This window comes from Lacticaseibacillus salsurae, assembly GCF_045862175.1.
In the GTDB taxonomy this organism is placed as follows: Bacteria; Bacillota; Bacilli; order Lactobacillales; family Lactobacillaceae; genus Lacticaseibacillus; species Lacticaseibacillus salsurae.
Window position 1 is genome coordinate 1 of record NZ_BAAFZI010000038.1, and the last position, 23,688, is coordinate 23,688.

Here is a 23,688-nt window from a genome sequence, read left to right on the forward strand (position 1 = left end):
CTCGTTTATCTTTTGGTTTGGTCGCTTAAAGCATAACACTGGAGGGAGTAGGTGTTTTTGTGTTATCTAAAAAGGCCTAAAACTTCCAGCGTTGAAGTACTCTTCAACACCAAAAATTTTAGACCCGATCATTTTGGTGGCGTTGGTTTGGGTCGGTTTGGCGACACTTGGGCGGCATACTTATACCGGGCAGATCACTAAAGTCACCCGAGTCGAAGAGCGACATAGCGATTATCACTATGCCGTATCGCTTAAAGCAGACAAACAGACTTATCAATTAGAAGATTCGATCAACATCCTGGCAGGCAAATCCCATTACTTGCACTTGCATGCCGGCACCAAGCGCGTCACCGTAACCACTAGCGGGGTGTTACCGAGTAATTTTTTGATCACGCAAAATATTTTACCCGTGAAAAAATAAAAGTGGACCAGACATAAGTCGCATAGTCGCGTTCCATAAAGCACCGCCAAGTCACACAAACGGCTCTACACCGCGATCCAAAGTTCGAATCGTGGTGCAGAGCCGCTTGTGTGATTGGCTAAAACCGCTTTATGTCTCAGCCTCGTGTACTTTAGGCATATTTTTTGAAATAGATCGCGGTGATGATGGCCAAGTAGATCATCCCGATCAACAGCGAGATTCGCGTTTCCGGATTCAAGATCATAAACACCAAGGTCAACGCTAAAAAGGCCAAGGTCAAATAGTTGGTGTAAGGGGCGCCAGGCATTTTGAACGGATGATCCGCCATTTTGTCGGCGTGGACTTTGCGAAAGCGCGTTTCAGACACTAAGATCACCACCCAAGGCACCATCCCAGGCAAAACCGAACTGGAATACACCATCACAAACACGTTCCCAGCTGCTGGGGCGATCAGAGGCAATAAGGCGTTGAGCAAGACGCCTAAGCCAATACCTAAACCGATCAAAAGCACTGGATACAGCGGCACCCCATGGCGATTAAGGAGTTTGAATTTTTTCGGGAGCTGTTTTTGCGCCGCCAAGGTGTAAAGCATGCGACTGGCGGAGTAGATCCCAGAGTTGGCGCCTGATAGCGCCGCAGTGATCACCACAAAGTTGATCAAGGCAGCGGCAAAGGTGATGCCGATTTTGGAGAAAGTTTGCACAAAAGGTGAGCCGATGGCAGACAGTTGGTTCCAAGGATAGATCGACACGATCACAAAAATCGCCCCGACATAAAAAATCAAGATCCGCCCGACAGTGTCTTTGACGGCTTTAACGATGGTCGGCCGCGGGTTCTGGGCTTCGCCAGCAGTGATCCCCAACAACTCGACGCCTTGATAAGATCCTAAGACGATCGCCAAAGCGAAGAAGAACCCTTTGACGCCGCCAGTGAAAAAGCCGCCATGCGTCCACAAATTTGAGATGCCCACCGGTTTGCCGCCGTGGCCGAGGCCAAAAATGATCACCCCTAAACCGGCGATGATCATTAAAATAATGGTCACTACTTTGATCAACGCAAACCAAAATTCCATTTCGCCAAACATCCGCACAGAAATCAAGTTGGCGCAGACTAAAGTCGCAATGGCGATCAACCCAGGCAGCCACCCAGGTAGATCTGGCCACCAGAATTTGAAGTATTCGCCGATCGCGATCATTTCAGACATCCCCACGACGACGAATTGAAACACATTGCTCCAAGCCGTCAAAAAGCCAAACGCCGGATGCATATAGTCACTGGCAAATTTGGCAAAGCTGCCAGTGGTGGGATCAACATATAACATTTCGCCTAAAGCGCGCATGATCAAGTATAAGAAAATGCCGGCGATGCCATAAGCGAGGAGCACAGAAGGCCCAGTCCATTTGATCGTGGCGGTGGCGCCCATAAATAAGCCGACGCCGATAGTGCCGCCTAACGCGATCATTTGCATGTGGCGGCCAGAGAGTTTGCGTTGCATGAATTAAGACTCACTTTCGTTAACGGGAGAAAAACAACGTTCACCATTTTACGCCGTTTATCCACGTTTGGCAAACACGTGTCTCAAAACGTAGACAAATCAAAAATGGTGGCGTTTTCTCGTCAACGCGGTTATTCTTATTGTAGAATATGCTCACGAAAGGACCTTTTTATGACGAACATCTTAGAGACGAAATATCCTTTGATCCAAGGCGCCTTGGCCCAGATCTCCACGCCACCCTTGGTGATCGCCGTTGCCAAAGCTGGCGGGTTAGGCGTGTTGACCACGGCTGGTTTGACCTCAGAGCAATTGGCCCAGCGAGTCGCTGAGATCCGCGCGGCAACCGATCAGCCTTTTGCCGTGAATTTAATGTTGCAACAACCTAATATTGTCGACATGGTGACTTATTTGCTTGCCCATCCAGTGCCGGTGGTGACCACCAGTGCTGGCTCACCGAAGCGCTTTGCCCAACAACTACAAGCCGTTGGCACCAAAGTGATCGCCGTGATCCCCAATGTCAAAGTCGCCCAAAAAATGGCCGCATTAGGCGTCGATGCGCTAGTGGCAGAAGGCCTGGAGTCAGGCGGCCATATCGGCACGCAAACCACTTTGGCCTTGGTCCAACAAGTCGTCGCCGCCGTGGACTTGCCGGTATTTGCGGCTGGTGGGATCTATGATGCGCACTCCGTCCAAGCCATGCAAGCATTAGGCGCAGTTGGGGTGCAAGTGGGGACGGCGTTTTTGGCGGCGGAAGAAACGCCGATCTCGTCGGCGTACAAACAAGCGGTGATCCAAGCCAGCGACACCAGCACAGTGGTTACTGGCCGCGCATTAGGTGATGCCGTGCGCTGTTTGCAAAATCCGTTAACGACGCGCTATTTTGAAGCTGAACAAGCCGGCGCCGATGTTAAAGTCTTACACGGCATACTGGATGGCAGCTTGCGGCGGGCAATCGTTGGCGACATTGACCATGGCACCTTAATGGCTGGGCAAATTGCTGGCATGGTCAAGCGCATCGAGCCGGTGGCGGCGATCGTTTCGCGTTTGTTTGCAAATTAGGGCTTGCGACGCATTAATTTTTTCACGTGGCACATGCTATAATGAGGCCACTAGGAGGTGTCAACATGGCAGCAAACAATAATTATCGTCAATTACGCCGGTCGCGCACCAACAGCGTGATCGGTGGGGTGTGTGGCGGCTTAGGTGATTTCTTTGGCATCGATCCAGTGATTTTTCGTGTCATTTTTGCGGTAGCGTTTTTCGTATATGGCAGTGGGTTTGGCTTGTATTTGATTTTGTGGCTGTTGATCCCTAAAGCAGCACCAGCGGAACCGCGTTTTCAAGACGATCCTGAACCACATTTTGAAGCACACGACGATGCGCCAAAGCATCATGATGATGACGATTGGTCAGATTTTTAACGGATATCAAATCAAAAAGCGATCAGCTGCGGCTGATCGCTTTTGTCGTTTCCAATCGGTATTGGGGTTTCTCACCGCGCGACATATCAGTAAATCAAAAAGCTTCCCGTCAGCGTTTGACGAGAAGCCTACATAATTGGTTAGATTTCTTTCAACGCCTTTAAAATCGCTTGAGTTGCGGTATCTGGGGTCAACTTGAATTCTTCCAGTAACGCGTCGCGGGTTTCATTGTGGTTGAACCGCCGGGCTGCGCCTAGCGTCAACACATTAACATCAGTGGGGCCAAAGTATGCCGCGACTTTTTGGCCGAAGCCGCCATCCAAGCTGCCTTCTTCCATGGTAACCACTAACTTGTGTAAACCGCGCAGTTGCGCTAAGCCAGCTGGATCTAAGGTATTGGTGCTGCGCGGATCGATCAAAGTGGCATTGATGCCAGAAGCGGCCAGTTGGCCTAATACCGCTTCTGCCAAAGGCCGCATCGAGCCTAACCCCATCAACGCCACTTGGCTGCCGTGATGCAAGATGTGCATTTTAGTCGGGGCAAAATCTGCTGCCAAAGGATCTGAGTGCACGCCGTTGCTAGGTACGCGAATCGCCACTGGACCGGCTGTTTGCGTCAAAGCCCAGTCAAGTTGCGCCAACAAGTCTTCTTTGGTGGTCGGCGCTAAGTATTTCAAGTTGGGGATGTTGGCTAGTTCCGCTTGATCCAAGTCAGCTTGATGCGTCGGATCCCCGCCGGAAATGCGCCCACCATTGATCATAAGCACCACTGGTAAAGAGTTGATCCCTAGATCATGAGAAAGCTGGTCATAAGCGCGTTGTAAAAAAGTGGCCGAGTGAAATACCACAGGCCGCAAGCCGCCTTTGGCCATGCCGGCTGCTAAGGTGATGGAAACTTGTTCGGCAATGCCCACGTCGATATAGCGCTGAGGATATTTGGCGGCCCAAGTTTTCAAATGGAACCCGCCAGGCACTGCTGCATTCATGGCGTAAATCGGCATACCAGCTTGCACATGTTCATCGAGATCTTGCAAGATCAGATCCCAGTAGTTTTCCCCATGCGCGACCTGTTTTGGTGAGCCGTCTGGTAAGTTGAATGGGCCGTGCCAATGCCAAGCTTCTTCATTTTCCAAAGCCGGTTTGAAGCCGCGACCTTTTTGGGTATTGACGTGCAGCACCAAAGGATGATCGATATCTTTGACGGCTTTGAACGCGGCAATCAAACTTTCAACATCATTGCCATTTGCCACATAGCGGTAGTCTAAACCCAGCGCTTTAAACAAGTTGTGATCCGCTTGGCCGTTGGTTTTGCGCAATTGCGCCAAGTTTTGGTAAATGCCGCCATGGTTTTCCGCGATACTCCATTGGTTATCATTGACCACGATCAGCAATTGGCGATTCAACACTGCGGCGTTGTCCAATGCCTCGTAGGCCAAGCCGCCAGAAAGCGACCCATCGCCGATCAGCGCTGTAATGTGATCATGGCGATGTTTGGCATCGCGCGCCAACGCCAAACCAGACGCCAAGCCGACACTTGTTGAGGTGTGGCCAATGGTGAAAAAGTCATGCTCAGATTCGCGCGGTTCAGTGAAGCCTGAGACATCGTGATAATGTTTAGGATCTAACCAAGCTTGTTTTCTGCCAGTCAAGATCTTGTGGGTATAACTTTGGTGCGACACGTCAAACACGATCTTGTCGCGTGGGGAGTCAAACACCGTATGCCACGCAATGGTCAATTCCACTGCGCCTAAGTTAGGCCCGACATGGCCGCCAGTGACCGAAACTTTGGTCAATAATAATTGCCGGATCTCATCGGCAAGTTGTTGGAGTTCGGCTGCGCTGTGTTGGCGCAAGTCGGCAGGTTGGTTAATGGTTTCTAAAATCGACATAAGTTCACCTTCACTGATCATTTAATAGTATCTAATTTATACTTAAATATTTTTTGGTGCAAGAACGCACCTGAAAGTGCCTAACGTGCTAGGCCGGTCGTTTGGATCTGCAATTCCGGTTGGCTCGTTGCGGCATGGTGAGGGTCCTCGAAAAAGCTAGCCGGGATGTCTCGCTACTCCTGTTTCGCCGGATCTTTTCCTGCGGCTTTCCGTAAGCGATAAATCGCTAACGGAAATCTCACGATGCCGCAACGAGCCAATCTCCATCCCAGATCCAAACGACCTGTGCATGAGCGACTAGGAGACAGCCAGGCTTTAGTTTAGTCCTAGTTTTACGTTGGATTGTTGTCATTGTATGCTGGCAGCCTCATGGTGGAACACGCATGGTTGCGGGAAATTGGCATCACTGCGAAAAATTGGCCAAGTTGCCGTGCGGCCGGCTTCAGAAATCGCCATAACAGCGCCTAGATCATGAACCAGCAAAACCCACTGATTCATGATTTGCCGGTGCAAGCTGTGGATGCCGCCAAAACTCGGCGTCATACTTGATTTTACTGTCACAGCAACAGGCCATTTCCTCCGTGATGCCAGTTCGCCATCGCCCAAGGATCTTCTTGAACCATCAAGTTCACTAAATGATCCGGTTGCCACTAGTCGGTATGGCATACTAGTGCCTAAGTGATATCAAATTGTGTCCGTTATCTAATGGCAGAGATAACGGAGTTGGTTTGAATTTGGAACGGAGGTCGGTCGAGGTGGCCACAGTGAGAACGCTGTTGGCGATTTATCGCCTACAGCGTTGCGCAAGTCGAGATCCGGCGGGTGGGGAGCGTAGCGAGACATCCCGGCTAGCTCGGCAGAGGACCCTCACTATGGCCACCTCGACCGACCGGAGTTCCGAATTCAAACAACCTCCACCCGACACAAGCGCAAAAAAACCACCGCACAAGGCGGTGGCGAGAGAACTTAATGCTGATCTTCTTGTTCACGATGCTTGGCAACAGTGGCTTTCGCCTTTTTGGCGATGACCCGTTCTGGGGTCAACAACTTGTAGACACCAAAGCTGAGCAAGCCAGCAATGGCCGTGGCGCCAAAAACGATCGAATAAACGGTGCCTTCAATCGTCGGCTTTGGCGTGTCAGCTTTGATTTTAGTGGCGGTATTACGCAATTTTTTGAATGGCATGATCGCGCCTCCTCAAGACACCATTATAACCCGAAATCAGCCTTTGACCAACACCAAGCGGCCATCATGCGGCTGGCCCAGTAATTCGTGGCCTTGCTGGATGCCTTCTAAGGTAAAAGGCAGCGGGTCGGCAAGTTGAAGCTTCAATTGACCCACTGCCACTGCTGGGGCCAAGGCGGCTAAAGCCGTAGCGTCAGAAGGTTCAGATGCCGGATGTACATGAATGATGTCGATGGCTTTATCTGAAGCGCGGCTGTCGACATGCGCGACAGTCACTAGCTGGCCACCTAAGCGCGTCATGGCCACATCTTCGGCAAAGCCGACGCCATCCATGGCAACGTTGATCACAATATCGCCAGCGTTGGCCAACACCGACACCAAATCAGCATTGTCATAAGGCACTGCGCGCAAAGCGCCGTCTTTGATCACCGCTTCTTGATGTCGCGCTGAGGCGATGCCAATGACATCTGCGCCCATCGCTGTGGCCAGTTGGACGACCAAAGCGCCAACGCCACCATTGGCGCCTTTGACGATCACGGTTTGGCCGGATTCGATCGTGGCAAAACGATGCACGATCCGCCAAGCGGTGATCCCTGGGGTGACCAACGCCGCTGCTTGGGCCATGGTCAAGCTTTGCGGCATGACCACAGCAGTATCTGGCGTGGCTAAGACAAAATCGGCGTATGCACGATTGGTGTGGGCCAAAACGCGCTGGCCGACTTTAAAATCGGTGGTGCCAGCGTCCACCACCAAACCGGCGACGTCATGGCCTGGGATCGTAAAACGGCCGCTTGGCGCATTGAAGCGTTCTGCGCGGTCCTTGTTGTTTAAGCCCACAGCAAGCGGCTGGATCACTAACTGGCCGTGTAGCGGGGTGGGGTCAGGAATTTCAACTTGCATAAATTGTCCATTGGGATGGTTGAGGCCAAATGCTTGCATAGTCATGCTCCTCCTTGCACAAATCAACGATGACAACACCATTATTGTGCAATGGAACTGAGCATTTGGCAATTTTGACGCCTTTTATTTTGGTGAGCGCGGATCAAAGCCGCGCATTTGGCCTAAGAATTCATCTGGGTAGCGCAACACATCGGAATCGTCGTTACCAGATTCGGCGACTTCGCCATGTTCGGCAATGTCCAACCCAACCGCTTCATCGTGTTGGGTAACGCGAATGGCGGTAAAGTGCTTGAGGATCAAGGTGATCAAAATCGCCATCACTGCCACTAAAATGATCGTGACCAAAGTGCCAGCGATCTGTACGCCAAACAAGTGCCAGCCGCCACCATATGCCAAGCCATTTTCAGCGATCGCCGGGTTGGCTGCTTTGGTGGCAAACACGCCAGTTAAAATCGACCCGACGATCCCAGACACCCCATGACACCCAAAAGCATCCAAGGCGTCATCGATCTTCAAGCGCGGTTTGAGGTATTCGATGAAGAAATAACTGGTGGCAGTCGCGCAAATGCCGATCGCAAAACTCCCAAACAAGGTCACATACCCGCAAGCTGGGGTGACGCCGACTAACCCACATAACGCCCCAGTACAAACGCCGATCAAGGTTGGTTTGCCGTGTTTATAAACATCCAAAAACATCCACATCACCAAGGCACTGGCGGCGGCTAGGCTGGTAGTCAACGCGGCATTGACTGCTGTGCTGTTAGCCGCTAAGGCGGATCCGGCGTTAAAGCCATACCAGCCGATCCACAAAATCGCGGTCCCTAACAACACCCAAGGGCGGTTGTTCGGGGCAGTTTGTTTGGACCGCCGCGCGCCTAGAAAATACGACAGTACCAACGCGGTGATCCCAGCGTTGATATGGATCACGGTCCCGCCGGCAAAATCCAACACGCCCCAGCTAGCCATTAAGCCGTTGGGACTCCAGATCAAGTGGACTAACGGATAATAGATCAAAATGCTCCACAAAATAATGAACCAAGTCAAAAAGCGAAACCGCATGCGGCCAACCACGGCGCCGATAAATAAAGCCGGGGTGATGATGGCAAACATCATTTGAAATAACGCAAAAGTGCCGACGCTGAGGTGATCTGGCCGCAAGCTAGTCAACTTGATGCCATTCATGAATAAGCCTTGCACTTTGCCGATGACCCCGCCGATATCTGGGCCAAAGGCGAGCTCATACCCGACTAAAGCCCATAGCAAAATCGCGATGCCAGTGATATAAAACACCGATAACATGGTATTGACGACATTGCGTTTGGACACCAGCCCACCATAGAAAAAGGCCAGGCCTGGGGTCATGAACCAAACTAAAACGCTGGCAAGAATAACAAAAGCAGTGTTGGCGATATTCATAATTGGTTGCCTCCCGAATCACGCGCGTTAACAATTTTTGTTATTGTAAACCCACTTTTTGGTATAGGTGCGATTGAAACCGATTGCGACACTGAAAAAATTGGTGAAAGCACAAAAAAACGCCGATTTGACGGCGTTTAAAAATTAAAATTCAATGTGAGCAATGCTGACAGAATCGATTGACGCTATACCAAACGGGCCCGTTTGCGGGTGAGGCGGCGGAAACCGTGAGCGACGATATTCACATATACCAAAAAGTACGTGCCGATCGCCACAAACAGCATGAAGATCGCCGCGCCAAAGTCGCTATCCAACATCACTGCTGGGGCGATGGACGCGATACACATGCCAATGCCAAACACCATCCCGATCATGCGCGGGTGTTGGTAAGCGGATAATTCTTGTTGGGCTAACTGGCGTGTGCCAGTGGCGATCAACACGCGGCGGTGCTTATGATCGGCGTGATTGATGCGCGGTGCCACGATCAGCATCACCCCAATGGCGGTGCCCAGTAAATACAGCCCAGCGCCTAAGTTATCAGCCCCATTTGATAACGCGATCGGCAAGGCCAATCCCCCGATCAAAATCGCGATCCCTAAAGCCGTCAAGCGCGCTTGGTGTTCATTTTTGTGCCAAAAGCTGATCGCAGTTTGGCTATCGATGCCTTGTTCAACCGATTTTTTTGACATAAGAGACACTCCTCCAAGTGAAGATTCGCTTTGAGTATACCTGCATTCAAGCGTTCAAGCGTCAGCCTTGAGACGGAACTTTAAGGTCACTGCACGCGGCTGGTGCCGTTTGCGTAGTTCAACACGACGCCAGGTTGAACATTGAAAATATACACGTTAAAGCGGATCGTGTTGTCGCCAATGGATTGCGCGCGCATGGCCACGCCGCGGGCTAACAGCTCGCTGCCGCGAAATACTGGGGTCACTTCATAGCGCACATAATGGCTGGTGGATTGCTTTAAGTAATGGGCGATATCATCTTCATGCGCTTGCATCAAAGGTGAGTTCAGTTCGCGGGTGCCTGTCATTAAGTTTTTGGGGTTATTGTTTTGCCCGGAAAGCTGAAAGCCGATTAAATGTGAGCGATTATACAGCCATTGGCCATTGATGCGCTTGTTATGCCAACCAGTAGGATCCCAACTTAACGCCTCGCGTGGCTTGGTGGGCATGATACTGCGATTCAACATCGCTTCTGCGGGTCCGACGCGGTTTTGCGCATCTAAATTCGAAAAGGTGGTCCAAGCACCAGAGGCAGTGGACAGTTCGCTTTGGGCAAACGCCGGATCATTGTTGTTAATGGTGATCTCTTGATCGCCGTTATAAGTCAACGCCGCCAGTTTTGCGACTGGCTGGGCAGTGGTGTTATTGGCGCCTTTGGTCGGAGCGCCTGGGGTCGTGCCTTGTGAAGACGAGCTGCTGGCGTTGGTTGCTGGTGCTTCATTGGGGCCGAAGACTTTTTGTTGGACTTGTTGGCCACCGCCGATCGCCACGCCTAAAATAATTAAACTGGTAGCCAGTTTACGCCGGCGTGCGCGGGCTTTTTTGGCGCGCGGCATTTTGCCTAAACCAACGATTGCGCCGGCGACCACCAGCAAGATCCCGAGAATCAACATATGAGCGCCTCCTTGTGTCCAGTGTACAAGAAAGCCATGAAAATATCGAGCCGGCGAAATTTTTCTACTATAGATTGTCGCGATGCTTTATTTCTGATATGATTAAGGGCAATGTGAAAAATTACGTCAAAAAATGATCGCGAGGGAAAAGATTGCTTACTGTTAACAACGTGTCGATGACGTTTTCTGATCGAACTTTGTACAAAGATGTCAATTTGAAATTCACGCCGGGCAACTGCTACGGCATCATCGGGGCTAATGGGGCCGGCAAGTCGACCTTTTTGAAGATCCTTGAAGGCAAGCTCACGCCAACCACTGGGACCGTTTCGATGGATCAAAATGAACGCATGAGCGCACTGCGTCAAGATCACTTTGCGTTTGATGATCAAACGGTCATGAACACGGTGCTTCAAGGCTGGACGCGGCTTTATGAAGTGATGACTGAAAAAGACGCCTTATATGCCAAACCAGATTTTTCTGAAGCAGATGGTTTAAAAGCCGCCGAACTTGAAGGTGAATTTGCCGAAATGGACGGCTGGAACGCTGAATCTGATGCGTCTCAACTGTTGCAATCGGTGGGCATCCCAGAATCCCAACACCAAACCATGATGGCAGAACTGCCAGAAGGCGAGAAAGTCAAAGTCTTGTTAGCCCAAGCGATGTTTGGTAAGCCTGACTTGTTGCTGTTAGATGAACCGACTAACGGGCTTGACCCGCAAACCATCGCGTGGTTGGAAGACTTCTTAGCCGATTACGACAACACCGTTTTAGTGGTCAGCCATGACCGGCATTTCTTAAACGCCGTTTGCACCATGATGTGTGATGTGGACTTTGGTAAGATCGAAATGTTTGTCGGTAACTATGACTTCTGGATGGAATCTTCCAAGTTGGCCCAACAACTGCGCTCTAACGCCAACGCCAAAAAAGAAGAACAGATCAAGCAGCTGCAAGAATTCGTGGCGCGTTTTTCAGCGAACGCCTCGAAATCCAAGCAAGCCACGTCACGTAAGAAACAATTAGAAAAAATCACCTTAGATGATATCAAACCATCATCGCGTAAGTATCCGTTTATCAAGTTCGTGCCAGAGCGCGAATTAGGCAATGACTTGTTGCGCGTGGAAAATGTCTCGTTGACAGTCGAAGGCGAAAAAGTCCTCGACAATGTGTCCTTCATTTTGCGCCCAGGCGACAAAACCGCGTTGATCTCGCGTTCTGATGTCACCACCAGCTACTTGATGCAAGTGATTGCTGGGGCCATCAAGCCTGATACTGGGACGGTGACTTGGGGGGTGACCACTGCGCGGGCTTACATGCCAAAAGACTTGAATCCAGAATTTTCGGATGAACGCTTTGACATCCTAGAATGGTTGCGGCAGTTTGCCTCTAAAGAAGAGTCTGACAACACTTTCTTGCGAGGCTTTTTAGGGCAAATGTTGTTCCGCGGTGACGAACCGTTGAAGAAAGTCACCGTGTTATCTGGTGGCGAAAAGGTCCGCTCGTATTTGGCCAAAATGATGTTGAGCAAAGCCAACGTCTTGTTGATGGATGACCCGACCAACCATTTGGATCTGGAATCGATCACCAGCTTAAACGATGCGTTGATCGATTTCCCAGGTGCTGTTGTGTTCACGTCACATGATCACCAGTTTATCCAAACCATCGCCGATCACATTATCGAAGTCGGCCCTAAAGGCGTCGTCGATCGTGCTGATACCACGTATGATGAATTTATGGCCCATGAAGTGGCCCAAAAGCAAGTCCAAGACATTTATTAAACGCGTGTAAACAAGCGCGCCACCTCGATTGGTTGAGGTGGCGCGCTTGTTTTGTGGCGGCTTTAAATATCGACTATAATGTCAGTAAGTCTGCTGGTGTTTTCAGCGCATAAGCGATCGGCTGCAAGTCGGTACTGGGCTGATTGGTCCAAGTGGCCAAGGCGAAAGGCACTTTGGCGTCAAGGGCTGCGCGTGAGTCCGTCACGGTGTCGCCGATATAAATGGCGTCTTTGGTGGCCACGCCCAAGCGCTGTAAGGCCAATAAGATCGGATCGCCAAAAGGCTTGTTGCGCTTGGCGTCATGCGCCAAAACGGCAGTATCGATATAATCGCTGAAATGATACCGCTGATCATCTAACGTAAATTCTGGCGCGGCTTTTGACGTCACGATGCCAAGTTTGTGGCCGGCTTGGCGCAGTTTGTTCAAAGTCTCAGGCATGCCAGCGATCCAATCGACTGTTGTCGCATAAGCTTTTGAGTCGTTGATCCATTGATCGATCATTTTGGTGGCGTCTTGGCCGCTGAAGCCTAAGCGCTTGGCAGTGTCTTGAGACGGAATGCCATTGGAGAAAGCCAGCTGTTCAAGGGTATAATCACGGTGATAACGCCGCATCGTATCTTGGAGGCCTTTTAAGTACATGGTGACGGAATCGATCAAAGTCCCGTCGATATCAAAAATAAATGCAGACATGGAAGCACTTCCCTTCACCCTCAGTATACCAAAGGAGTTGACTCAATTTGAAAATTTTGCATACGGCAGATTGGCACATCGGCAAAAAGCTCGCTGGGTTTGATCTGTTAGACGACCAACAAGCCATTTTTAAGCGCTTGGTGAACGTTGCCGCCGCCGAAAAAGTCGATGCCATTATCGTCGCTGGCGATTTGTATGACCGCGCGTTGCCTAACGAAGCCGCCGTTTCAATGGTTAATGACATGTTATTTGAATTGAACCGCCAGCGGCATTATCCATTGCTGGTGGTATCAGGCAACCATGATTCGGCAGTGCGCTTGAATACTGGCCGCGATTGGTATGCGACCACACAACTGTATTTAAACACCCAACTGGATCAAGCCTTTGCGCCGGTGATCTTAGGCGACAGCCAGTTTTTCTTGTTGCCATATTTTGAACCAGTGGCGGCACGGTTGTATTTTGACGATGACAGCCTGACCAATATCGCCAAAGCGATGGTGCCAGTGGTGGCCAAAATGCAGACCTTGTTTGCCCCAGACAAACGGCATATTTTAGTGGGGCACTTTTTTGCAGCAGGCAGTGAACACTCAGATTCTGAGACCCGCGTCAATGTTGGCGGCTTGGATGCCGTGGCAGTAGCGGATTTGGCGCCGTTTGACTATGTGGCATTAGGCCATTTGCACAGTCGTCATGCCCTAGACGCCGAAAAGATCCAATATTCAGGCAGCTTGTTGAAATACTCAGTTTCTGAAGTGGCGCAAGAAAAAGGCGTCTACATTTTGGATACAGACGACATGTCGCGCAAATTCGTGCCGTTAGCGCCGAAACGCGACTTGCAACACCTCACAGACAGTTTTGAACATCTCAGCGATCCGGCTTTTTATCGTGAGCTTGATCGTGATGCGTATACGGCCATCACGTTGACCGATACAGAAGTGATCCCAAACGTCATGGCCCAGTTGCGCGAGATCTTTCCCCAAGTGATCGGCTTGGATCGCCAACACGGGGTGCAGCTGTCGGATCGGCCTACAGTGGCCAAACTCAAGCAACTGTCGCCGACGGAATTGCTAGGGGATTTTTATGATCATGTGTCAGACAGCAAACTGACTGACGCACAGCTGCATTGGGCCAAGCAAGCTTTGACCATGGCTCAAAAGGAGGATTGACATGCGCCTTTTACAATTACACATGCAAAATTTCGGGCCTTATCGCGATGAGCAGGTGGACTTTGAAGCCTTTGACACCACGCCATTGTTTTTGATCAGCGGCAAAACTGGCGCTGGCAAAACCACGATTTTTGATGCGTTGGTGTTTGCGTTATATGGTACGACCACAGGCGGGGAGCGTTCAGGCAATGAAATGCGCGCTAATTTTGCGACGCCTGAAGAACCCACCAAAGTCACCTTGTCGTTCACCCATGGCGGCCGCAAATATTTGATCACCCGCGCGCCGGAACAATTGTTGGCCAAAAAGCGCGGCGAAGGGTTGACCAATGTAGCGGCTAAAGTCTCATTGAAAATTTTCGTTGATGGCGCTGAAGTCGATGAGTTGACCAAAGTGCAAACCGTGCGCACGCGCATCGACAGTTTATTGCAACTAGACGCCAATCAATTTCGGCAAATGGTGTTACTTCCGCAAGGCAAATTTCGCCAATTCTTAGACGCCAATTCCGATGCCAAAGCCGACTTGTTGCGGCATTTATTTGGCACGGATCTGTATTTGCGCTGGCAAACCAGCATTCAAACTGCCGCCAAAAAACAAAGCCGGGCTTTAGATGCCAAACAAGCGCGGCTAGAAACGCTGAGTTCGCAATTTGATTATGGTGACCACCAGCCTGACGATCAAGCCACGCTAGCCGATAAAATCACGTTGATGCAAGCCCAACTGGCCGATCAAACTGCCGCAGTGGCGAGTTTACAAACCCATTTTGATGCGGCCAAAGCTGCTTACGACCAAGCCAACTTGGCGTATCAATCTGGTAGTACCTTGGCTCAAGCGTTTACGCATTTGCATCAAGCCAATAGCGCTTTGGCGCAATTAGACCAACAAGCCACGCATTTGGCCAGTCAAACCAAGCGGCTTGAAGATCTGCAATGGGCTCATGAATGGCAACCGGTTGCCGAACAAATCACCAATGGCCAAGCCAATCGCCAGCAGCTGTTGAACCAAGTGGCCCAAGCCAACGCTGAACAAACCGAAGCCCAACATGCATTGACCCAAGCGCAAGCCCAACAACTTGCCCTACAAGCGCAAGCACCAGCGATCAAAGCCGCTCAAAATGAGCTGACCCAATTGGCCGATACCAAACACCAATTGCAACAGCTTGCCGACTTGCACCAAAGCCAAATAAAAGCGCAAACGTTGCATCAACAACTCAGCCAAACTGCCGCGGCGGCTTTGACGGCGTATCAAGCTTTGTTGACCCGACAAGCGGCTAATCAAGAAGCCCAAGCTGACTTGGCCAAGTCTGATCAAACCCAAGCCTTGGCAGATCTAGAAAAGCTGACTGCCGGCTTGTCAGCGACTGCGCGTACTTGGCAACAAAGCCGCCAGCGTGTCGCTGAGGTCCAAGCTAAATTGACCGATGCACAAACCCAATTCCAACACGCGCAAGTTGAAGCCGCTGCGGCAAATGACCATTATCAACTGCTGCATGATCAAAGCCTCACCAATCAAATTGCTGCGTTAGTTGGACAATTATCCGCCAATGCGCCATGTCCAGTATGTGGCAGCTTGGATCATCCCCATCCGGCAACGGTTCAAGCCGGCGAAGCCGTGACGCCAGCGGCATTAAAACAAGCTGACACCAAGCGCATGGCGGCGTCATCCACACTGGCGCAAGCCGAAGCGTTAACGGCGCGCTTGGATCAACAACTCAAGCAATTGACCCAAGATATCCAAGACAGCGCCCAAGTGATCCAAAGCCAAGCCGGTGAATTGGCGCAAGCTGACGCTGAAACCACTTTAAACGTTTTACGCCAACAATTGATCGCCTTGCGCTTTGCACAACAGCAGTGGGTGACCCAAAGTCAAAACTTGCGCCAACAAGCCGAGCAGTTAGCCGCGCAAGTTCAAGCCGCCCAGCACAAAGTCGATGACACCAAAGCCCAAGTGCAACAACAAGCCCTTGAACTCGCAGGCATCAAAGCCCAAGTTCAAGCGGCGCAACAAGCACTCAAAACTCCCGAGCTCAACTTAGAAGCTGTGGTCGCCAAGCAAAATGCGTTAAAGCAGCAACTTTCAGTTTATGAACAAGCCACTGCTGACAACGCCGAAGCTTTACAACAAGCCAACCAAGCTTTGACGCGCTTGACCACCAGTATTGCCGATCACAACGCGCAACTTGAAAGCGTCCAAACGACGCTAAATGCGGCGCAAGGCAAACTCGACGCGGCGATGCAAGCGCACGGACAATGTGACGCGCAAACGTTTGCGCAACTGCTGGCTGCAAGTGATGAGATCCCTGAGTTGCAACAGCAGCTCTCAGCGGCAAAAACCAAACGCGCCCAACAACTTGCCTTAAAAGCGTCTGCAGAAGCGCAAATCGGCGATCAGCCTGAACCTGACTTGCCGGCCTTGACCACCGCGCGCCATGACACAGAATTGGCCAACACTCAAGCGGCGCAACAAACCGCCGCTGCGCAACACGCTTTGACGCAAGCCCAAGCGCTGGTGACGACGATCCAACAAGAATATCACGACAATCAAGCAGCGCTGGCAGAAAATATTGCCTTGCAAAACTTAGCTGCAGTGGTCAATGGCAACAATGCCCAACGGTTATCACTGGAGCGTTACGTTTTGCGGACCTACTTGCAACAAGTGCTAGTGGTGGCCAATAAGCGTTTGGAAGGTTTATCGGATGGCCGCTACCAATTGACCTTGCATCAAGAACCAGGCAGTTATAAGAATGACTCTGGTTTGGAAATCGATGTGTATGATGATCAAGTCGGCGAAACCCGCTCAGTGCACACCTTGTCTGGTGGGGAATCGTTTATCGCCGCATTAGCGTTGGCATTGGCCTTATGTGAAGTGATCCAAGAACAAGCCGGCGGGGTCTCCATTGATGCCTTGTTTATTGATGAAGGCTTTGGTTCACTGGATCAAAGCTCTTTGGATACTGCCCTTGAAGCGTTGGAATCCATTGAAGGGCAATCACGCATGATCGGCATCATTTCCCATGTGGAATCGCTGCAAACCGGCATCCCCGATCAACTGCGAGTCAAGCCAACAGGGGCTGGGGACAGTCATATCGATGTGGTGCATTTAGGCAAATAAGCCCCATGAGCCAAAGGCAGCTAGCAACTTAAGCAAAACGTAGGATGTGGTTTGAAAACCCTTTACCAATAAGGCTTATCGCCGGCTTTTAGGCGCAGATGCTAGGGTTTTGTGAGCTTGGGTTAGCAATCAATGCTTACCTTTGCTAACGATTCGTGGTATAACAAGAGTGTCGAGAGAGAGCCAACAACCCCCTCAACTCTAATTCTGATGAATAAGAGGCGAGAATCATGGCAAAACTCAGTAAAGCAGAACGTAAGGAATTGATCCAAGAAGCTGAAAAGGAACGTTCCGAACATCCAGTTAAGAAAACCGAGTCCGGATTTGCTACAATCGACCACGAAGCCGAGAAGCTCGAAAATGAGAAGTAGTATCCAGATCGTATTAACACGAAGACCCAATCAAGCAATCGCTTGATCGGGTCTTTTTTTAGATCCAGCTGATCAGGTGATGGATCAAGCCACTATCCCAAAACACATAACAACCAATGGCCACATAGATCACTTTCATTAAACGCTCGCCGAAGCGATCCAACACGCGGGTGACTGCCGGCAAGTCCGCCAGTGCTTTGATCAACCATACGATCATCACCGTCAAGGCACTGATAAATATCAATGTGAGCCCGAATTGTGTCCATGATTCGCCAGCCAATACCGGCAAAAAAATCGCCAAGTTACATCCGGCACAAACCGATAAGTACGTGATGAATACCGTGATCACCGGCGCATGGACACTGGAATTTTGGTCAGCTTCGTCGTCGTCATCATGCAAAGCCATGTAGATCGGTAGCAGCCCTAAAAGGCCTAATGCCCATTCTGGCAAAAAAGTCGCTAATGTTTTGCCTACGAGAAAACTGGCACTCATCAACACCAAGATCCCGCACCAATACCCTAATAACACTTGGCTGAAGCGATATTGCTTGAGCAGAAATAACAAAATAAAGAAAAAATCCAAATTCACGCTGAAAAACGTCAACGCCAATACCCAATAAGTCATGCGATCCCTACTTTCATGAAGGCTAGTATAAGCGCCGACTGTCGGGAATTCAATCACGCTTCAGGGTTTTTGAAAGATTCTAATGAGAAGTCGTCAAGGATGCTATTCGCATTGGTGAATATTAGGTATGATAAAGCTAACACCAATGGAGGAGTGAATGAATGTTTAATGTATTTATGATCCTGCTGATCGGCGGATTCTTTGCGGCGCTGTATTTTGGCGGGCGCTTGGGGATCGCTTGGTTCAACAAGCAAACACGGCAACATTTTGGTCGCAATGGCTTGATCAGCCTAGGGGTATTGGTGATCAGCTTGATCGGCATGGTGATGACAGCGCCGGCAACGGACTTGACCCCAGCGCAAGCCGCCAGCAAGATCCAACACGCGTTGCAATTGGATCAAACTCTGGATGCCAAAGCTGCCGCCGCTGACAAACGGCATGCCAAGTTAGCCAAGCAACAGCGCTTATTGTTAGCCCAAGTCAAAAAAGCCGACGCCGCTAAAACCAAAGCGCAAAGCCAACGCGACGCCACTAGCAGTTCGATCGCCACTGCAGAATCTAAACAAGCACAATCCGAAAGTCTTGCCGCTTCGTCAAGCTCAGCCAAAGCGTCGTCGCAAGCGGCTGAAGCCAGTCAGCAAGCAGCCAGTGCGTCAAGTCAAGCCGCGGTTGCCTCAAGCCAAGCGGCTAGTCAAGCAGCAGCTACTCAAGCCGCCGCGGCGGCAAACCATCCAGCCCCAGTGAATCGTGGCGATATGAACACCGGCAATGCGCAAAAAATCGTCGGCAATGTGAATTCCCATATTTATCACGTGCCTGGTCAAGCTGGTTACCAAATGAATTCAAGTAATGCGGTTTATTTTGACACCGAGCAACAAGCTATCGCTGCTGGTTACCGCAAATCCAAGCGTTAAGGGGAGCTCATGAAAAAATTACTTACTGCATTATTAATGACTGTTGCGGTGTTGACGGGCTGCGGCCAAAAAACTGCCAGTGACGCGCAAGTCAGCTCGATCAGTCATTTGACCAAGCTCAACCGTTCGCAGTCGCGCGTCGTCGCCACCAAAAGTGCCGCCAACGCCAGCTTAGAAAAAGAGATCTCGAGCTTACAAAAACGGCTTTCTCGCGATCACAACCAAGCCAAAGATGCCTCAGAAGATGAGTCTGAATTAAAAGCGTCTGCTGCTAAAGTCAATTCTGAAGTTGCCGCCAAGTCGGCTTCTGAAGCCAAACACGCTGCTGCCACTGCCCAAGCTCAAGCAGCTCAAGCGCAAGAGAATTTGGCCAACCGCAATTATGCGGGCCAACAAGAAATCGTCATCAATGGGGATGATCCTGGTTTTTCCGCTGCCGACTTGGCGACTGCTAATGGCGCTTGGGAGCGTTACACTGATTTGGATAATTTGAATCGCGCCGTTGATGCCAACGCCTTATTGAATCAAAGTTTGATGCCTACGCAAAAGCGCGAAGGCTTAACATGGGATCCAACTGGCTGGCACAACCGGCGCACGGCTCATGGCTGGTTGTACAATCGCAGTCATTTGATCGGCTTTCAGTTAAGTGGGGAAAACAATAACCCCAAAAACTTGATCACTGGCACCATGTCGCTGAACAACCCTTTGATGTTGGCACATGAAATGGATATTGCCACTTATTTGAAAGCTTCTAGCAGCCATTTTGTCCGCTATGAAGTCAAGCCATGGTATCGCGGCAATGAGTTGGTTGCCCGTGGGGTGCAAATGCGGGCAAAAAGTATCGGCGATAATTCGATCCATTTCAACGTGTACATTTTTAACGTGGAATCAGGCTATCGTATCGATTATGCCACTGGCACCAGCACCACCAATTGAGCGTTTCAACGCCTGGAAAATTTCAGGCGTTTTTATTTGGCATTAAACTGATCGCCAATGCCATCATGGCTTCGCCGTTCATGGTCCCATAGTCGTGATTGGGCATCACTGTCATCGGCAAGTCGAAGCCTTCTGCGGCAGATTCGATTTGGCTTAACATAAAGCGGATCTGCGGGCCGATCAGCAACACGTCCGGCGCTTCTTTCAACAAGCGATTGCGAATATCTGCAGCCGGCCGCGCCACAATGACATCTTGGCGGCCTAATGCTGTTGAAGCTTGTTGCATGTGTTTGGCCAGGATCGACGTGGACATGCCACCTGCACACATTAATAAAATTTTAGCCACTGAAGTCACCTTCTTTATGCACGTATTGTAGCGCAAAATCAGTTCGTCAGTAATCGCTTACTTTTGCTGGACGTTTTTGCTTACGGTTGCAAAGTATCTCTGGGTTTCGTAGGATGAAGTTATGTGGAATAAAGACAAAATTCAAGCGTTTCGCCAAACGCTACTAAGCTGGTACGACCAAAACAAGCGCGACTTACCATGGCGCCAAGACCATGACCCTTATCATGTGATGGTGTCTGAGATCATGTTGCAACAAACCCAAGTCAATACGGTGATCCCGTATTATCACCGCTTCATGGCAGCATTTCCGACGGTGCAAGCACTAGCGGATGCCCCTCAAGCGTCAGTCTTGAAAGCTTGGGAAGGATTGGGGTATTATTCACGCGCCCGCAACTTGCAAAAAGCTGCCCAGCAAATCGTGAGCGTTCATGCAGGGGCTTGGCCGCAAAGTGTCGCTGAGTTGACCAAGCTTGCTGGCATCGGCCCTTATACTGCTGGCGCTATTGCCAGCATTGCGTTCAACCAAGTAGAGCCGGCGATCGACGGCAATGCGTTTCGCGTGTTTGCGCGGTTATTTTGTATCGACGCGGATATCGCGCAACCCAAGACCCGCAAAATTTTTGATCAAGTGATCCGCCAAGTGATCGATCCCGATCGACCAGGGGATTTCAATCAAGCGATCATGGATCTGGGATCGTCATACATGAGTGCCAAAGATCCTGACGCCAAGCATTCGCCAGTGGCGGCATTTGATGAATCACTACAAACTGGGCGAGTGTTAGATTTTCCGGTGAAAACCAAGAAAAAGCCGCCAGTGGTGGTGCCTTATGCGGCGTTAGTGGTAAAAAGTCCGGCTGGTTACTTATTTGTACAACGGCCACAAACAGGGATGCTGGCGAATTTGTGGATGTTTCCTTTAGTTGAGGCGGATAATGCCGCTGCAGCTAGTGTGCAATTCCAACAACTCAGCGGCGTGAAGCTGACATTCACCGATCCACAGTTGCCGATGGTGAAACATACCTTCACCCATCGCCAATGGCAAATGACGTTGTTTGTGGCCACTGGTGATGAATTTGCCGTGTCTGCCTTGAATGGCCGTTGGGTGCCACGCCAAGAGATCTCAACCTTGGCGATTCCGACGGTGCAAAAGAAATTATTGAAAGAGGCCTTAAACTGATGAAAACTTTGATCGTGGTGGCACATCCGAAAATCGATGATTCCAGTTCGCAAGCTTTTTTCAAAGCCGGGGCGAAACTGGTGGCAGATGCAACTTGGCATCCTTTAGTGGCGCCTTTTGATGTGCAAGCAGAACGCGCGTTATTGACGCAAGCTGATCGCATCATTTTGCAGTTTCCTTTGTATTGGTATCAAGCCCCAAGCACTTTGCCGAAATGGTTGAATGAAGTGTGGTCAGTGGATTTTGCCAACCAACTTAAGCATAAACAATTGGCAGCAGTGGTGACCCTTGGCCGGCAGTTACACGACTATCAGCCAGGCGCAGCAGTGGGCGTAACGCTGTCTGACTTGTTGTCGCCTTATGTTGCGTTAGCCAACACTTGCGACATGACGTGGGTGCCGCCATTAGTGGTCGCGCAGTTTGCGCGCATGTCGGAAGCGGCGCGGCAAAGTTTGTTGATCCGCTATCAACAATTCTTGAGCCTGCCAGATACCCATTTTTCAACGCTGAGTCAGTGGTGGCTTGAGGCGTTGGCCAAACGCCCAGAAGCGACGCAACTGGCAGAAACGCTGCAACAGCGACAAGCTCATCTTGAAAGTTTGCGTGCTAGCGTCAAGGAGGCACAACGCGATGAATGAAAGTGAATGGTTGTTAGCAGAAGCCAAGCGTTTGGCAACAGACAGTCAAACCTATGAAGATGTCGCATTTTACACGCAACTGGCGCAATTTATCCAAGAACAAGACCAGCGCATTGAACAAGCGCAAGGTGAACTTGATGGAATCTTATGGGATCACGAAGGCTGGTAAGAAGTTCAGCCATTAGACCGAGGCATAAACGCCATGATTTGGTAAGATGAAGGTAACAAGTTCAAAAGGAGTTCGATTATGGTAGCGAAAATCAACCAATTATTTGCTTCAACGTTAGCCCGTACGATTGTCTTAGCAGTGGTCGGGCTATGGTTTTTGATCCTACCGTCAACGGTGTATACCGTGGTTAAATGGGTGATCGTTGCGGCTTTGTTGGCAGCGGCGATCCCAGACTTGTTCAATGGCCTCAAGCAACGCCGCGCCACTGGCATCGGTGGCTGGGCGCTGACTCGCGGCGTCACTTTGCTGATCGCCGCATTGTTAGTGGCGGTATTGTTGAAACCAGTGATCAGTATGCTACCAGCATTGATCGGCATCTTGGTGATCTTGTTTGGGATCAATAAAGTCACCACGGCTAAGAAAGATCAACGCTTCATCAATGTATCGCCAATTCCGCAGATCATTTATGGGGTGGTCATCATCATCGCCGGTGCCGTGTTGTTGCTCAACCCGTTTCATGCCGTATTGGTATTGTTTCAAGCCACTGGTGCGTTGATGTTAGTGATGGCCGTGATGGAAGTCGTCACTGCCATCCGCGCCAAGCACAATTAACTTAAATATCGTCAGTTTCAAAAGGCCAAGCGCTTGTCTTGGCCTTTTTTTCTGTCGTGGCGATGGTGATGTTTCGACCTTCTAGCCAACAAAATAGGCACTTTTTCAACCGAACGTTGAAAAAGTGCCTACTGCGCCAATTTAGGTGCCTTAGTTTACGTCTGTGAAGTGTGACGGTGAAGTCATTTAAGGTCACACGTTGTCATGCCCGTGGGCACTCCTTCGGCCACAGCTCAAATTCACTGTGGGTAAAGCATGGTGCAGGTGGATCCCGGGTTTTGCACAATCCGACGCATCACAGGGACCGGTCATGGCCAAACTTGAGGAGTCATTGGACGAAACCGCGCGACAGTGGTCTCAATGCTCAACTTGTGTTGGTCGATCGATACATGCGATGGGTCGCTTCTGTGACTCACTTTTTGCCGGAGTTACATCTGACTAGTTTCTTCGGTACGCCAGCGCTCTTAAGGCCCACGGAAATCATATCACCACGCTACGGCCCCATGGTGACTTTGCTGCCACAAAGCTTGTGCGATGTACCTAACCGCCTTGCTTTGCTTCGTGCTTTTCCTCAACAAAAGGTACCTACTCTTACGTTTGCTTTTGTTGAGAAGTGCAGTATAGCACCTTAGTTTTGAAAATGCAAGCGCTTTTTTAAAATAGTCAAGATACCGACCAAAAAAGCGGGTCTAAAATTTTTGGTGTTGAAGAGTACTTCAACGCTGGAAGTTTTAGGCCTTTTTAGATAACACAAAAACACCTACTCCCTCCAGTGTTATGCTTTAAGCGACCAAACCAAAAGATAAACGAG

Annotated in this window: 23 protein-coding genes; 13 read left to right on the forward strand and 10 right to left on the reverse strand. The window is 50.3% G+C overall.

Annotation, left to right across the window (positions count from 1 at the left end; all coding sequences use genetic code 11):
* The first annotated feature begins 91 nt into the window (after positions 1-91).
* On the forward strand, positions 92-421 hold the full coding sequence (locus tag ACKTSG_RS10225) for a hypothetical protein (RefSeq protein WP_407894451.1): 330 nt from the start codon (positions 92-94) through the stop codon (positions 419-421).
* Positions 422-572: 151 nt separating this feature from the next.
* On the opposite strand, the gene ACKTSG_RS10230 is transcribed toward ACKTSG_RS10225, so the two are convergent.
* Positions 573-1,916: an amino acid permease gene (locus tag ACKTSG_RS10230; RefSeq protein ID WP_407894453.1), complete on the reverse strand. Its 1,344-nt coding sequence runs from the start codon at positions 1,914-1,916 to the stop codon at positions 573-575.
* A gap of 171 nt (positions 1,917-2,087) precedes the next feature.
* Between ACKTSG_RS10230 and ACKTSG_RS10235 the strand changes: the two genes are divergently transcribed.
* On the forward strand, positions 2,088-2,975 hold the full coding sequence (locus ACKTSG_RS10235; protein ID WP_407894455.1) for an NAD(P)H-dependent flavin oxidoreductase: 888 nt from the start codon (positions 2,088-2,090) through the stop codon (positions 2,973-2,975).
* Between the two features lie 65 nt (positions 2,976-3,040).
* Complete coding sequence (locus tag ACKTSG_RS10240; RefSeq protein WP_407894457.1) at positions 3,041-3,337, forward strand: PspC domain-containing protein; 297 nt, start codon at positions 3,041-3,043, stop codon at positions 3,335-3,337.
* 140 nt (positions 3,338-3,477) lie between these two features.
* On the opposite strand, the gene ACKTSG_RS10245 is transcribed toward ACKTSG_RS10240, so the two are convergent.
* The 6 genes from ACKTSG_RS10245 to ACKTSG_RS10270 all read right to left on the reverse strand — a co-directional run bounded on the left by ACKTSG_RS10245 (position 3,478) and on the right by ACKTSG_RS10270 (position 10,348).
* Complete coding sequence (locus tag ACKTSG_RS10245) at positions 3,478-5,226, reverse strand: 1-deoxy-D-xylulose-5-phosphate synthase (RefSeq protein WP_407894459.1); 1,749 nt, start codon at positions 5,224-5,226, stop codon at positions 3,478-3,480.
* 966 nt (positions 5,227-6,192) lie between these two features.
* On the reverse strand, positions 6,193-6,411 hold the full coding sequence (locus ACKTSG_RS10250; protein WP_407894461.1) for a hypothetical protein: 219 nt from the start codon (positions 6,409-6,411) through the stop codon (positions 6,193-6,195).
* A 36-nt stretch (positions 6,412-6,447) separates the two neighbouring features.
* Positions 6,448-7,350, reverse strand: coding sequence for a zinc-binding dehydrogenase (locus ACKTSG_RS10255; RefSeq protein WP_407894463.1), 903 nt, complete (start codon positions 7,348-7,350; stop codon positions 6,448-6,450).
* Between the two features lie 84 nt (positions 7,351-7,434).
* Positions 7,435-8,727, reverse strand: coding sequence for an ammonium transporter (locus tag ACKTSG_RS10260; RefSeq protein WP_407894465.1), 1,293 nt, complete (start codon positions 8,725-8,727; stop codon positions 7,435-7,437).
* A gap of 185 nt (positions 8,728-8,912) precedes the next feature.
* Entirely contained in the window at positions 8,913-9,416 is a 504-nt protein-coding gene (locus tag ACKTSG_RS10265) for a hypothetical protein (protein ID WP_407894467.1), read from the reverse strand.
* Positions 9,417-9,502: 86 nt separating this feature from the next.
* On the reverse strand, positions 9,503-10,348 hold the full coding sequence (locus ACKTSG_RS10270) for a DNA/RNA non-specific endonuclease (protein WP_407894469.1): 846 nt from the start codon (positions 10,346-10,348) through the stop codon (positions 9,503-9,505).
* A 152-nt stretch (positions 10,349-10,500) separates the two neighbouring features.
* Between ACKTSG_RS10270 and ACKTSG_RS10275 the strand changes: the two genes are divergently transcribed.
* Positions 10,501-12,123 carry an ABC-F family ATP-binding cassette domain-containing protein gene (locus ACKTSG_RS10275; RefSeq protein ID WP_407894471.1) on the forward strand — a complete coding sequence of 541 codons (1,623 nt, stop codon included), beginning with the start codon at positions 10,501-10,503 and terminating at the stop codon, positions 12,121-12,123.
* A gap of 73 nt (positions 12,124-12,196) precedes the next feature.
* Here ACKTSG_RS10275 and ACKTSG_RS10280 read toward each other — a convergent pair whose 3' ends face one another.
* Entirely contained in the window at positions 12,197-12,814 is a 618-nt protein-coding gene (locus tag ACKTSG_RS10280; protein ID WP_407894473.1) for an HAD family hydrolase, read from the reverse strand.
* Positions 12,815-12,861: 47 nt separating this feature from the next.
* On the opposite strand from ACKTSG_RS10280, the gene ACKTSG_RS10285 reads away from it, so the two are divergent.
* From ACKTSG_RS10285 to ACKTSG_RS10295, 3 genes are all read left to right on the forward strand, one after another.
* On the forward strand, positions 12,862-13,980 hold the full coding sequence (locus ACKTSG_RS10285; RefSeq protein WP_407894475.1) for an exonuclease SbcCD subunit D: 1,119 nt from the start codon (positions 12,862-12,864) through the stop codon (positions 13,978-13,980).
* A gap of 1 nt (position 13,981) precedes the next feature.
* On the forward strand, positions 13,982-17,089 hold the full coding sequence (locus tag ACKTSG_RS10290) for an AAA family ATPase (RefSeq protein ID WP_407894477.1): 3,108 nt from the start codon (positions 13,982-13,984) through the stop codon (positions 17,087-17,089).
* A 230-nt stretch (positions 17,090-17,319) separates the two neighbouring features.
* Positions 17,320-17,460: a hypothetical protein gene (locus ACKTSG_RS10295; RefSeq protein ID WP_407894479.1), complete on the forward strand. Its 141-nt coding sequence runs from the start codon at positions 17,320-17,322 to the stop codon at positions 17,458-17,460.
* 58 nt (positions 17,461-17,518) lie between these two features.
* On the opposite strand, the gene ACKTSG_RS10300 is transcribed toward ACKTSG_RS10295, so the two are convergent.
* Positions 17,519-18,085, reverse strand: coding sequence for a cadmium resistance transporter (locus ACKTSG_RS10300; RefSeq protein WP_407894480.1), 567 nt, complete (start codon positions 18,083-18,085; stop codon positions 17,519-17,521).
* Positions 18,086-18,246: 161 nt separating this feature from the next.
* On the opposite strand from ACKTSG_RS10300, the gene ACKTSG_RS10305 reads away from it, so the two are divergent.
* Both ACKTSG_RS10305 and ACKTSG_RS10310 read left to right on the forward strand, forming a co-directional pair.
* Positions 18,247-18,999, forward strand: a complete 753-nt coding sequence (locus tag ACKTSG_RS10305; protein WP_407894482.1) for a sunset domain-containing protein — start codon at positions 18,247-18,249, stop codon at positions 18,997-18,999.
* A gap of 9 nt (positions 19,000-19,008) precedes the next feature.
* Positions 19,009-19,935 (forward strand): DNA/RNA non-specific endonuclease, encoded by a 927-nt coding sequence (locus ACKTSG_RS10310; protein ID WP_407894484.1) that lies wholly within the window; start codon positions 19,009-19,011, stop codon positions 19,933-19,935.
* A 22-nt stretch (positions 19,936-19,957) separates the two neighbouring features.
* Here ACKTSG_RS10310 and ACKTSG_RS10315 read toward each other — a convergent pair whose 3' ends face one another.
* Positions 19,958-20,281, reverse strand: a complete 324-nt coding sequence (locus tag ACKTSG_RS10315; RefSeq protein WP_407894486.1) for a PTS sugar transporter subunit IIB — start codon at positions 20,279-20,281, stop codon at positions 19,958-19,960.
* A gap of 121 nt (positions 20,282-20,402) precedes the next feature.
* Between ACKTSG_RS10315 and mutY the strand changes: the two genes are divergently transcribed.
* From mutY to ACKTSG_RS10335, 4 genes are all read left to right on the forward strand, one after another.
* Complete coding sequence (gene mutY, locus ACKTSG_RS10320) at positions 20,403-21,458, forward strand: A/G-specific adenine glycosylase (protein WP_407894491.1); 1,056 nt, start codon at positions 20,403-20,405, stop codon at positions 21,456-21,458.
* Entirely contained in the window at positions 21,458-22,096 is a 639-nt protein-coding gene (locus tag ACKTSG_RS10325; RefSeq protein ID WP_407894493.1) for an NAD(P)H-dependent oxidoreductase, read from the forward strand. Before mutY ends, ACKTSG_RS10325 begins: the two co-directional genes overlap by 1 nt.
* Positions 22,089-22,265: a hypothetical protein gene (locus ACKTSG_RS10330; RefSeq protein ID WP_407894495.1), complete on the forward strand. Its 177-nt coding sequence runs from the start codon at positions 22,089-22,091 to the stop codon at positions 22,263-22,265. The genes ACKTSG_RS10325 and ACKTSG_RS10330 overlap by 8 nt, the downstream gene beginning before the upstream one ends.
* A 78-nt stretch (positions 22,266-22,343) precedes the next feature.
* Positions 22,344-22,877 carry a DUF308 domain-containing protein gene (locus ACKTSG_RS10335; protein WP_407894497.1) on the forward strand — a complete coding sequence of 178 codons (534 nt, stop codon included), beginning with the start codon at positions 22,344-22,346 and terminating at the stop codon, positions 22,875-22,877.
* Positions 22,878-23,688: the final 811 nt, after the last annotated feature.